The 12,525-nt window shown below is 40.5% G+C and carries 9 protein-coding genes; 8 read left to right on the plus strand and 1 reads right to left on the minus strand.

Going from position 1 to position 12,525, the window contains the following annotated elements; genetic code table 11:
• Window positions 1–43 precede the first annotated feature (43 nt).
• Entirely contained in the window at window positions 44–1,372 is a 1,329-nt protein-coding gene (locus ACWU4D_RS09315; protein WP_456051144.1) for a TAXI family TRAP transporter solute-binding subunit, read from the minus strand.
• Window positions 1,373–1,724: 352 nt separating this feature from the next.
• Between ACWU4D_RS09315 and ACWU4D_RS09320 the strand changes: the two genes are divergently transcribed.
• The 8 genes from ACWU4D_RS09320 (at window position 1,725) to ACWU4D_RS09355 (ending at window position 12,481) form a co-directional block, all read left to right on the plus strand.
• A complete protein-coding gene (locus tag ACWU4D_RS09320) occupies window positions 1,725–5,108 on the plus strand; it encodes an EAL domain-containing protein (protein ID WP_456051145.1) in 3,384 nt (1,127 codons plus the stop codon).
• A 231-nt stretch (window positions 5,109–5,339) separates the two neighbouring features.
• On the plus strand, window positions 5,340–6,455 hold the full coding sequence (locus ACWU4D_RS09325) for a phosphoserine transaminase (protein ID WP_456051146.1): 1,116 nt from the start codon (window positions 5,340–5,342) through the stop codon (window positions 6,453–6,455).
• A gap of 129 nt (window positions 6,456–6,584) precedes the next feature.
• On the plus strand, window positions 6,585–7,754 hold the full coding sequence (locus ACWU4D_RS09330) for a phosphoglycerate dehydrogenase (RefSeq protein ID WP_456051147.1): 1,170 nt from the start codon (window positions 6,585–6,587) through the stop codon (window positions 7,752–7,754).
• 70 nt (window positions 7,755–7,824) lie between these two features.
• On the plus strand, window positions 7,825–8,610 hold the full coding sequence (locus tag ACWU4D_RS09335; RefSeq protein ID WP_456051148.1) for a DNA-3-methyladenine glycosylase family protein: 786 nt from the start codon (window positions 7,825–7,827) through the stop codon (window positions 8,608–8,610).
• A 2-nt stretch (window positions 8,611–8,612) separates the two neighbouring features.
• Complete coding sequence (locus ACWU4D_RS09340) at window positions 8,613–9,089, plus strand: methylated-DNA--[protein]-cysteine S-methyltransferase (RefSeq protein ID WP_456051149.1); 477 nt, start codon at window positions 8,613–8,615, stop codon at window positions 9,087–9,089.
• 377 nt (window positions 9,090–9,466) lie between these two features.
• Entirely contained in the window at window positions 9,467–10,567 is a 1,101-nt protein-coding gene (locus tag ACWU4D_RS09345; protein ID WP_456051150.1) for a TRAP transporter substrate-binding protein, read from the plus strand.
• Window positions 10,568–10,658: 91 nt separating this feature from the next.
• A complete protein-coding gene (locus ACWU4D_RS09350; protein WP_456051151.1) occupies window positions 10,659–11,201 on the plus strand; it encodes a TRAP transporter small permease subunit in 543 nt (180 codons plus the stop codon).
• Entirely contained in the window at window positions 11,198–12,481 is a 1,284-nt protein-coding gene (locus ACWU4D_RS09355; protein ID WP_456051152.1) for a TRAP transporter large permease, read from the plus strand. The genes ACWU4D_RS09350 and ACWU4D_RS09355 overlap by 4 nt, the downstream gene beginning before the upstream one ends.
• Window positions 12,482–12,525 lie beyond the last annotated feature (44 nt).

Raw genomic sequence — 12,525 nt, forward strand, 5'->3', positions numbered from 1 at the left:
CTAACTTCAGTGCTGTGTATATTTACTGATTACTGATGCAACCTCAACTCGCTTGAGAGGTTTCTTTTTCACTATCTCCAGTACTATTTTTTCGTACAAGTTTGATCTTCTCACGTAATCTTGCATCGATAAGCTCTATATGGACGCGAAGTTCGTAATATTCACCCATGTAGGAAAGTGGAATATCACTGTCCTTTTTCACTTCCAAATCTAAATCTTCAATCTGTTTGAGTGAGGTTGTTAATTCGGTCTCATTCATTTTCTCGATTAATAAATCAATACTACGAACAAACTTGTACCATTTGTAAATTTTCGAACGTACTCGCCAGCGATAGAGCGGCATTGCGCCTTTAAACAGTGGGAAGATTAAGGTTGCAAGCGGAATAATCATAATTAGAAGTCGGTCAACGGTACCCGCAAGGGAAAATGGTAAATGACGCTCTAAAAATGATTCGCCTTTGAGAATGTAACGTTCCGCATCTTCACTCATTTCAATTTCGGTAAAATCTCGTGTTGGAAATTGGTCTTTCTGAGCAAACGTTGAAGCTGGTGAATGAATTTCTTTGGCGGCTTTAAGTAGCAGACGAATTGAATCCGGATGAATCTCCTTGTCAACGACCAATGTCGCGGTGGTTCCGAGAATATCAATTGACTGGTTCGGTAAGTTTTCATCCAGATCGAGAGATCCCTCACCAAGGTGGAGATCTTTTAAATAGTGCATGCGCTTCTCGTATGCTAAGGCACGGCGCATTTCGAGTAGCTCAATATTAGGATCTCTGAGTAATTCGGTAATATGCGGAGAAGAAGCAGATATAACCGAGAAAAGAGCGTCAATTTCTCCGGCTTTTAGCGCCTTGATAGCATCGTCGCCCGAAAGAGGTAATAACGTTGTGTTTTCATCGTTGAGTTTATTTTCATTAAGCAGTTGTAAGCTCAGTGCTCGTGTTCCGCTACCCTCACTACCTATCGCAATGTGGCTGCCTTTTAAATCGTAGATATAGGTTGGGGAAATCGTTCTGCGGTAGAATATCCATAAAGGTTCAAAATAGACACTTCCGAGGGTCATAAGGTTAGAAGTGTCGACTTGCGATGCTGCGCCCCCTTGAACAAAGGCAACATCTATTTTCTTTTCATTTAGAAGCTGTAAAGCCTCAACCGATCCGCTGGTTGGTACAATCTCTAACTCAAACCCTTCGTCCTTTAGCAACTCCTGGTAGCGAAGTGCATATTGATAATAGGCGCCATCGGTTCTTCCCGTTGCAATGGAGATGTTTTTTGGGGCTGCAGGTTCAATAAACTGGTACGTGAAGATAGAAACAGCAACCAGTACAAATAGGACTCCAAAGCCAATCTTACACCACTCACAGCGCATGATTCTCTCCATAGTTAATTGATATATCTAACATTAAATCATAGTGCATTGTTTTTGATATTGCATAGTGTTGATGCTGTTGTCTTACCCACATACTGATACAACCTAACTTAAATTTTGCGTATTTTAGTGCTGATAACTGAAATCTCGTCAATAGGTCACAAAAACCATTCTAACTTGCTCCGATATCGATATGGATCTTGTTTCTGATACGGTATTTTACTATAAAAGAGTGATAGAAGGTCTACATAAATCTTAAAAACCCATCAATAATTTTCTAACATCAGAGTCGTTGACTGATTGTGAACGTTGATGATGAATGTATAAATAGAGCTTTAGGATTTACGAGTTAATGAGAGTTAAAACCCCAGTTGTCACTATAGGTAATTCTAAGAACCCCCGACCGACTATAGCAGTATTAGTAGGAACACTATCTTCGACTTTTCAAGAAGGAATCATGCGAGGGGCTGCTCATGTTGCTGAACAACATGACTACAATATCATAGGATATTGCGGTGGTGTGATTAACTCACCAGACCCGCTTTCACTTGCGCGAGCTAAGGTTTTCGATCTGATTGATACGGACTTTATTGCTGGAGTCATTAGTCCATTTAGCTCACATATGCGTTATCTCGATGAAAGAGAGAGTCAAAGCTTTGTTGATCGTTTTACTTCTGTCCCTGTTGTTAATATTGGGAGTTATCTTGATGGGTACACAAATGTAGTCTCTGATTATGAAGATAGTTTTACCAAACTCTTAGCTCACCTTTACCATGAACATGGTTACCGAAATATTTGCTTGATGCGAGGGCCAGAACAACACGGCTCATCTGAGCAGCGTTGCGAGATTTATAAACGTTTGATGGCTGAATATAATCTCCCGTTTGATGAAGAGATGATTATATATTCAGATTTAAACGGCATAGCGTCAAAAAGTAAGTTTCAGTCTTTTTGGCGTAAAAAGCGTCGCCCCATCGACGCTGTCATCACACTAAATGATAATCAGGCTTTAGGTGTCATAAGTGCTTGTGAATGTCTTGGTATTCGAGTGCCTGAAGATCTCGCCGTGATTGGTTCGATGAACACATTGGAGGGGATGTTTGCTTCTCCAAAGTTAACGAGTATGCAGGAACCACTTTTTGAGTTGGGACAAGCAGCCGCACTTGAGCTTATTGCTCAGATTGATGGGGCGCTCCCGAGTAAAGAAATACGGATACCAACTTCTTTGGTGATTCGGCAATCATGTGGTTGTAGAAAATCTTCGGCATATAAAATTCAGTCGACGTCATATGAGTTAGGGCAAACACCAATAGGCTCAAATGACGATCCTATTTTTGAAGAGATGCGTGCCAATCTTTTTGATGTCATTGAAAAATATAAAGGAGGTGTTGAACGTCAAGAACTTGATCATTTATTAGATTTATTCAAGCAGGCAGTGTGCGGATATAGTATTGATGATTTTGTGTTGGCATTGACTCATAAGCTTGAAAACTCGATTAAATCTGAAGACGTTGTAACTTGGTTAGCATTAGCAACGATTCTCCAGCGTGCAACGCTGAAATATTTAGAATTTAATCGCAGTAAAACATTATTAGAGCTGCAAACTCAACTCGTTAATCTTAAAGATGATGTTGGTCAGTTATCTTTAAAATTTCAGTTATTTGAAACAGATTACTATTTAAATTACTTTCGTTTTATCGTTAATGACCTTAATTCATCTTTTGATTTATCAAAAATTAAGAATTACGCCATTGATATATTAAATCTAACTGAGTTTCATATTTCGGTATTTAAAAATACTAATGAGGATATGTTAGTCGCTAAAAATTTGGTATCAGTGAGTGGAGGAATAAAAAACAGTTTGTCTGAAAAGGATAACGACTTTATTGCGAAAAATTTGATTCCAGAGAGCCATGTTACTATTCAAGAACGCTATAGTTTAATGGTTTTCCCCCTCTCTTTTAGAGATAAACCTATTGGTTTTATGGTTACGAATCTTAGTAATAAAAAAGGCACTGCATTTGAAAACCTGAGAGCGATTATTAGCTCTGCCTTGAAGAATGAGCTATTAATTCAAGATTTGACTGACGCTGAAAAGCGATTTAGTGATATTGCCCACAGTACTTCCAACTGGCTATGGGAAACTAATGTCGAGAATAGATTTACATACTGCTCTGAATCCGTAACGGATATTGTTGGTTATAGACCAGAGCAGATGATTGGTCGAGTATTTAGCGATTTCAATATTGAGGGTGACAGTGAGTTTCTTCATAAAATTCGTAACCAAGAAATATTAACCGACCAAGAGTGCTGGTGCCGTCACAGGAATGGTAGCGTCATCCATTTATTAATTTCGGCAACCCCAATACAAATTCGTCATCGTTTTAGTGGGTACCGAGGTATTTTTGAGGATATTACGGAGCAAAAGCTTCAAGAAAACAAAATAAAAGCATTGGCGTATTCAGATCTATTGACAGCTTTGCCTAATCGAACATTATTTCAACAGAAGTTGAAAGAGTCGATTGTATTTAGCAAAGCAAGAGATGAAATATTTGCTTTGATGTTTATTGATTTGGACCACTTTAAAAATATTAATGATTCATTAGGGCATGCAGCTGGCGATTTGCTACTTGTTGAAATAGCAAAGAGATTAAAGGAAGCGTTGCGCTCTAAGGATATTATTGCCCGTTTTGGTGGTGATGAGTTCACCATTATTCTGCCTAATATTACTAATAAAAAAGAAATTGTTGATATTATTAATAAGATATTTAATAACACGCAAGCTCCAATCGTCGTATATGGAAAACCCATATACTGCACATTGAGTATTGGCGTAAGTTTATATCCATATGACGGTGACGATACGCAGACTCTGCTGCAAAGAGGCGACAGTGCTATGTACTTGGCTAAGTCACAAGGACGAAATGGATACGTTTTCTATGACAAGTTTATAGAAAAGAAAAATGCCGAAAGGAACATGTATGAAGCTATTTTACGTGAAGCCATTGTAAGCGATGGATTCTATTTAGAGCTTCAGCCTCAAGTATCGGCGAGTACGGGTTTAGTTGTAGGGTTTGAGGCGTTAGTGAGAATCAAAAGTCCTGAACATGGGGTAATTGGACCTTATCAATTTATTTCACTTGCTGAAGAGTTGGGGTTGATTGGCCAGATCGATGAGTGGGTGTTTGAGGCTGTATGTGCTCATTATCGTGATTGGTGCAAGCGCGGCATTAAGCCTAAAAGGATATCGGTCAACTTATCGGCGATGCAGTTATGCAGTGCTACACTGCTCACTACTTATATTAATATTCTGAAAAAATACGATGTTGATCCGGGCTTTATTCTACTTGAAATTACCGAAAATGCGCTTATTCAGAATGAAAAAATGGCGCTACGTTCACTACAAGGATTCCAGCAGTATGGCGTCAGTATCGCACTGGACGATTTTGGAACCGGTTATTCATCGTTAAGCTGTATAAACCTGTATCCTATTGATGTGATAAAAATAGATCGCTCTTTTATTGTTGATGCCGTCGAAAACTCTAAGAATAAAGCGATCATTGAAGCGATTGTACTTATTGCCAAAAACTTAGAATTGAACGTTGTTGCTGAAGGTGTTGAAACGCAAGAGCAGTACCAGTTCATTCGCAACCTTGGATGCCATGCAATTCAAGGATATTACTTTTATAGACCCCTTTCCGTAGCACAAGCAGAAGCATTGTTGGATCCAATGTGATAACAACACCTTAAATTTAATCCTGTCTCAGTTACTCTAGATAAAACAAGTCAATATTGATAATTGGCGCAGGCTTTTGATATTGATGATCATAGCGATTTACGGCAGTATCAATTAACTATAATTTTCTTTTTATTCTCTTTAACTTTACTAATTATTACTATCACTTAGTACGTTCTTACGTATAACGTGATTGAGAAATAACCCGACAACCATAATCAAGGATTTTTAATGAAACCCAGTGTAAAACCCACCAATCCTAATTTTTCTTCAGGTCCATGTACCAAACGACCTGGTTATAGCCTTACTGAACTTAGCACTGATTCATTAGGTCGTTCGCATCGTAGTGCATTAGGTAAAGCACGTTTACAAAAATCAATTGATGATACTGCCCGATTATTGGGGTTACCTGAAGGGTATAAGGTCGGTATTGTTCCTGGTTCTGATACTGGAGCAATGGAAATGGCTATGTGGTCATTATTAGGTCAGCGTCCAGTCGATCTCTTTTCTTGGGAATCTTTCGGTGCGGGTTGGGTAACCGATGTTGTTAAGCAGTTAAAATTAGAAGATACGCGTTCATTTACGGCAGGTTATGGCGAAGTACCAGACTTTACTCAAGCCAACCCAGATCACGACGTTATTTTTACCTGGAATGGCACCACATCTGGCGTCAAAGTGAAAAATGCAGATTGGATCAGCGATGATCGTACAGGTTTAACCATTTGCGATGCGACCAGTGCCGTCTTTGCTATGGACATTGATTGGTCAAAGATTGATGTAGCAACGTTTAGTTGGCAGAAAGTTCTTGGGGGAGAAGGGGCTCATGGTATGTTGATTCTTAGCCCAAGAGCCGTTGAGCGCTTAGAGTCTTATACACCGAGTTGGCCTCTTCCTAAGATTTTCCGTTTGACCAATAAAGGAAAATTGATTGATGGCATTTTCAAAGGTGCAACCATTAATACGCCTTCTCTATTGTGTGTTGAGGATTACTTAGATGCCTTAAATTGGATTGAAGAAATTGGTGGTTTACCCGCTGCAGTTGCAAAAAGTGAAGCCAATTTATCGGTGTTAGCGAAATTTGTCAGCGAAAATGATTGGATCGACTTTTTAGCTCAATCGGCTGATATTTGTTCAAATACAAGCGTTTGCTTTCAATTGAAAGCCACTGACGAGCAGATTAAAGCCATGATTAAACTTCTCGGTGAAGAGAAGGTTGCTTTTGATATTGGCGCATACAAAGACGCACCATCTGGTTTGCGTATTTGGTGTGGTGCGACGGTTGAAGAATCTGATCTTGTAGCGTTACTGCCTTGGCTAACTTGGGCATACAACCAAGTCACCCAATAATAAAAATAAGATAAATAGGGTTAACAGAAACGCTTTCTGTTAACCAATATCGCTTTTTCATTCTCATACAAATAATAATTCGATTGAGCGATACTTCATTTGTAACAACGTGGAACACATAAAAATAATATGAAAAAAATAAGAACCTACAACAACATCGCAGCGAAAGGGTTGAGTGTTTTCCCTGCTGAGCGATACGATATTTCATCTAGCCAAGATAACCCAGACGCTATTTTATTACGTAGCCATAAACTTCATAACGAAACATTACCAGAATCGGTATTGGCTGTGGCTCGTGCTGGCGCTGGAGTGAACAATATTCCTGTGGCGGATTATACTCCCAAAGGTATTGTCGTTTTCAATACACCTGGGGCAAATGCTAACGCTGTGAAAGAGTTGGTATTGGCCAGCTTATTGTTGGGCTCTCGCGGCATCACACAAAGTATGAATTATGTCGATTCCTTAGCTGATATTACCGATGCCGCTGAACTTCATAAGAAAGTTGAATTGGGCAAAAAGCAATATGGTGGCTCGGAACTCGATGGGAAAACTTTGGGTGTGGTTGGTTTAGGTGCGATAGGCGCTAAAATTGCCAATTTAGCCTTGGGTTTAGGCATGAACGTGATTGGTTACGATCCTAAATTAAGCGTTGAAGCAGCATGGCAATTGTCTTCGAAAGTCAGTCGTGCCGAAAACTTAAACTCGCTCCTAGCGCGATCTGATTATATTACTCTCCATGTACCTGCTATTGAGGCAACTACTGGGTTTATTAATGAGGAGTCATTATCAGCCATTAAAGATGGCGCAAAAATCATTAACCTAGCCCGGGGTGAATTGGTGGTTGAGGCCGATATTATTGCAGCGTTAGATACCGGTAAAATAGACGCTTATATCGCTGATTTCCCGAGTGAAGCCTTGATTAAACATGATAAGGTTATTTTGTTCCCTCACCTTGGGGCCAGTACTGTTGAAGCGGAAGAAAATTGCTCGATTATGGGAGCGAAACAATTAGTCGACTTTCTTGAGAACGGCAATATTGTTAACTCGGTTAATTTCCCATCCATTGCAATGGAACGTACTACCGGCTTTCGTCTAACGTTTGCTAACGACAACGTGCCAAAAGTGCTTGGCACCGTGCTGACTTTACTTGCTGAACTCAATATTAACGTGTTGGATATGGTGAACAAAAGTCGAGACGATATTGCCTATACCATCATGGATATTGAGCAAGAACCAACTCTTGAATTAATAAACAAAGTGTCTGCCGTAGAACACGTCTTTCATGTTCGCAGTGTGTAGAGTTCGTACAAACTTAGGAGAGATGAGGTAAGCTTGTCTTCTCCTAATGAACAACAAAAGACAGAGAAAGATGGAAACGCATAAAATTCACCTTGAGTTTAATGGCGATCTTAACTGGCAACATATCTTAGAGTTTTATCAATTGAGAATGATCGACGACTTGGAGATGGTCGACGAGACGAGCTATTCACGTTATGTGATCATTGAGGGGAAAAGCGCGTGGTTCAAACTACAACTGGATGCAAGCACTCAATGTATCGATCTCGACGTTGAACTCGATGATGCCTTGATACTGACGCCTCTCGTTTCAATGGTACGTCGAATGTTGGATTTAGACGCTAATACTCGGATAATTGAAGCACATTTGGAATCTCATGCGCCAGGCCTAATCAAACATCAAGGCATTCGGATTCCGGGAGTATGGAGTCCATGGGAGGCCGGAGTCAGAGCCATTATCGGCCAGCAAGTCTCCGTCAAAGCCGCTATAGGTCAGCTTAATAGGCTGGTGCACCACATCTCCGATAGTGAATCCGTTATCTCTTTTCCAACTCCTTCTGATCTCATCACCACCGATTTAAGCTTTTTAAAAATGCCTCAGAGCCGAAAAGATACCTTAAAACGCTTTGCGCAGTTTATGATTGATTACCCAAACAGCGATCCGAATGAATGGTTAGCGATCAAAGGTATTGGTCCTTGGACAGTGAATTACGTATTGTTAAGAGGTTTGTCTTTACCGAATTGCTTTTTGGATACCGATTTAATTGTCAAAAAAAGAATGAGTCACTATCCAAACCTGAATCGAGAGACCGCAGCCCCTTGGGGAAGTTACGCAACGTTTCACCTATGGAATCAATAATCATGATGACCTATTTTACCACGATGCCGAGCCAGCTCGGTGAAGTCGTTATTCAAACCACAGATAAAGGAGTGTCGGGGATTTGGTTCGATACTCATACCACAATGCCTGATGCGCTTGGAAAGCGTGCGGATGAGCATCCAATTCTGACTCAAGCTGTTAGACAACTGAGTGAATACTTTAATCAAGACAGGCGCGCGTTTGATCTTCCAATTGATACAAAAGGTACGCCGTTCCAACAAGAAGTCTGGCAAGCATTGGCTCAAATACCTTTTGGCGAAACCTGCAGTTATAAGCAAATAGCGCAAGCCATTGGAAAACCTAAGGCTGTACGAGCAGTTGGCGCGGCAAACGGGAAAAACCCAGTGTCGGTTGTTATTCCATGTCATCGCGTAGTGGGGGCTAATGGCAAGCTTACTGGGTATGCTGGTGGTATTGAGCGCAAGGAAGCATTATTGAAACTCGAAGGGATTGATTAGAATTTAACTCTTAATTTAGCAAAGATCATTTTCTATATAATGAATCACTAGCCCTTAAATGATTGTGTTCGTTTGAATCTAATCAGATTTGGATCACAAATTAGTAACAACTATGTTATTGATGGCAATTATTAATTCGTACGTATAATTACAATCCATAATTTTGGTTTTAAAATTAAAATCAAATAAAATCATATTATTAAATTTTAAAAGTCTAATTTCCTACGTATTAATACGTAATACTTAGGTGTGACCTGGGTTTTTTTTGTTACTTCAATGCGTGTTCTCGCCGATATTTTATAACGACTAATTTGTCCATTGTTGTCACGTGTGCTTACCGGGGGTAAGCATGATGACAATAAAAAAGGACGCAAAAAATGAGTCTAGTTAAAAAATCAGTGAAACGAGTCTTCAAAGGGACAATGATCATCGTTGCAACCTGCACCGCGATCATAGCAACCGGTGCCTCTGCAGATGACAAAGTGTATCGTCTAAAGCTTGCTGAAACGTGGGGACCTAATTTCCCTATCTTTGGCGACGCAACTAAGAACATGGCGGCAATGGCAGAAAAAATGTCGAATGGTCGCTTGAAAATTCGCATCGATTCATCCAATAAGCATAAAGCACCGCTCGGTGTTTTTGATATGGTTAAATCTGGTCAATATGATATGGGGCACTCGGCTTCATATTATTGGAAAGGCAAAGTTCCGAACACCCTTTACTTTACCTCTATGCCTTTCGGTATGACGCCTTCTGAGCAATATGCTTGGTTCTACCACGGTGGTGGTATGGAATTGATGGATAAGGTTTATTCTCCACATAACTTGCTTTCTTTCCCTGGTGGTAATACCGATACTCAGATGGGCGGATGGTTCCAAAAAGAGATCAACTCGGTTAAAGATCTTGAAGGTCTGAAAATGCGTATTCCAGGTTTTGCCGGTGAAATTCTAGCAGAGCTTGGTGCTAAGCCGACCAATATCGCCCCAGGTGAGCTTTATACGTCACTTGAACGCCGTACTATTGATGCGTTAGAATGGGTAGGTCCTTCTCTTGATTTACGTATGGGTTTCCACAAAATAGCGAAGTTCTACTATACAGGTTGGCATGAGCCAGGCACTGAACTTCAGTTTCTTGTGAACAAAAAAGTGTATGAGAAGTTACCAGAAGATCTACAAGAGATTTTGAGAATTTCAATGCGCACAGCCGCTTACGATATGTATACTCAAGCGACACACGAAAGTGGCAAAAACTGGGTATCAATTAAAACGGAATATCCAGATGTTGAAGTGAAAGATTTCCCAGCAGAAGTAATGACTGCAATCCGCGCAGCTAACGATAAATTGTTAGCACAACACGCAGAGAAAGATCCACTAACGCAAGAAATACAAGAGTCTCAAGCGAACTACTTAGAACAAGTTCGTTCATGGACTGACATCTCTCACCGTGCTTACCTCAATAGCCAAGCTGAGAGTCAGTAAACTCTAGATTGCAATAAAACACGATAATAATAATCAGCGCTGTCAATAACTGGCAGCGCAATTTTAAATTGGCTACATGTTGGAGTTTGGAATGAGAAGCCTGATTAAGTTGGAACAAATACTCAATCGAGTTAGCGATAAATTAGGGTGGTTGGCAAGTATCCTATTTATCTTGTTAGTTCTTAATGTTGTTTACGATGTAGTGATGCGTTATGCCTTCAATGATGTGTCGATAGCATTTCAAGAACTTGAATGGCATCTATTTTCTAGTGTTTTCTTACTTGGTGTACCTTATGCGATTCGAGCAGCAGGACATGTCCGAGTTGATGTTTTTTATGAGCGATTATCGCTACGCGCACGGTCTATCATCGACTTACTCGGCACTCTAATTTTCTTACTTCCTTTTTGCCTTCTTGTTACTTGGTACGGTATCGACTTTGCAAAAGAAAGCTATTTACTTGGTGAAACATCGGGAGATCCAGGCGGCTTGCCATACCGCTGGATTATTAAAGCGATGATCCCAGTATCGTTTGGATTTATGGCATTGAGTGGAATTGGGATGATGCTGCATTCAATCAACAATATTATCAGCCCTAAAAGGCATTTTGACGAAGAGAAGGGGAGTCAATCATGATCGGAATCGTAATGTTCTTTGTCGCTCTATTTGCGCTACTGTTAGGGTTTCCTGTCGCCTTCACCTTTGGTGGCATTGCACTATTATTCGGTGTTTGGGCGGAAGGTTTTGAGATGTTCGCCTTTATGCCTTATCGAATTCAGTCGATTATGGAAAATACAGTGCTGATGGCTGTACCTCTGTTTGTCTTTATGGGTTTGGTTTTGCAGAAAACTAGACTCGCTGAGCAACTGTTGGAATCCATGGGGCGTTTATTCGGTGGAGTACGAGGCGGGATCGCGATTTCAACTGTCTTAGTCGGTGCTTTATTGGCGGCGTCAACAGGCGTGGTTGGTGCTTCTGTTGTTGCGATGGGATTGATCTCACTGCCAGTCATGCTCAAATATAACTATGACAAAGGTCTTGCATGCGGCACGATTTGCGCTTCAGGTACATTGGGTCAAATCATTCCCCCTTCGATTATCTTAATACTGTTAGGAGATGTACTCGGTGTCCCGGTCGGTGATCTATTTCAGGCTGCAATTGGACCGGGTATTGTCTTAGTCGGTGCGTACATTGTTTATATATTGATTTACGCAAAAATGAATCCTGAGTCAGCCCAACCTATTGAGCGTGATGATTCGATATCGCGACGTCAAGAAGTCTTAACTGCGTTAAAAGCGGTGGTTCCACCACTTGCACTTATCATTGTGGTATTAGGGTCTATTTTTGCGGGTGTTGCAACACCGACTGAGTCTGCGGCATTAGGTGGTGCTGGTGCGATTATACTTGCGTTGCTATACAAGCAATTTAGTTTTCATATGCTGTACGACGCATCGAAAGAAACCGTAAAAGTTACCGCGATGGTATTTGCTATTTTGTTAGGAGCGACGGCATTTTCAATGGCGTTTACCTATACCGGCGGTGATCTTTTAGTCGAAGAGTGGATGCTTGAAATTCCAGGAGAAAAATGGGGTTTCTTAATTATCGTCATGTTGGTGATTTTGATTCTCGGGTTCTTTATCGACTTCGTTGAAATCTGTTTTATCATTGTGCCGATTATTGCGCCAGTCGCTGAGTTGATGGGAATCAATATGGTGTGGTTTGCAATCCTGATAGCGATGAATTTGCAGACCTCCTTCCTTACGCCACCATTTGGGTTTAGCTTGTTCTATTTAAAAGGTGTAGCACCAAAAGGGGTGACGACAATGGACATCTATCGTGGTGTTATTCCGTTTATCTTGATTCAAGTGGTGGTATTAGTGAGTTTGTTAGTATTCCCAGGTTTATATGGAATGTGATCGAATTCTAGATTAAACCTTGAATCTAACAAATTAGTAACATT

It is taken from the genome of Vibrio phycocola, assembly GCF_053850235.1.

Coding starts and splice junctions, on each gene's coding strand:
- ACWU4D_RS09350 (WP_456051151.1), top strand. CDS start 10,659: ATGAGAAGCCTGATTAAGTTGGAACAAATACTCAATCGAGTTAGCGAT.
- ACWU4D_RS09315 (WP_456051144.1), bottom strand. CDS start 1,372: ATGCGCTGTGAGTGGTGTAAGATTGGCTTTGGAGTCCTATTTGTACTG.
- ACWU4D_RS09340 (WP_456051149.1), top strand. CDS start 8,613: ATGATGACCTATTTTACCACGATGCCGAGCCAGCTCGGTGAAGTCGTT.
- ACWU4D_RS09325 (WP_456051146.1), top strand. CDS start 5,340: ATGAAACCCAGTGTAAAACCCACCAATCCTAATTTTTCTTCAGGTCCA.
- ACWU4D_RS09335 (WP_456051148.1), top strand. CDS start 7,825: ATGGAAACGCATAAAATTCACCTTGAGTTTAATGGCGATCTTAACTGG.
- ACWU4D_RS09345 (WP_456051150.1), top strand. CDS start 9,467: ATGAGTCTAGTTAAAAAATCAGTGAAACGAGTCTTCAAAGGGACAATG.
- ACWU4D_RS09330 (WP_456051147.1), top strand. CDS start 6,585: ATGAAAAAAATAAGAACCTACAACAACATCGCAGCGAAAGGGTTGAGT.
- ACWU4D_RS09355 (WP_456051152.1), top strand. CDS start 11,198: ATGATCGGAATCGTAATGTTCTTTGTCGCTCTATTTGCGCTACTGTTA.
- ACWU4D_RS09320 (WP_456051145.1), top strand. CDS start 1,725: ATGAGAGTTAAAACCCCAGTTGTCACTATAGGTAATTCTAAGAACCCC.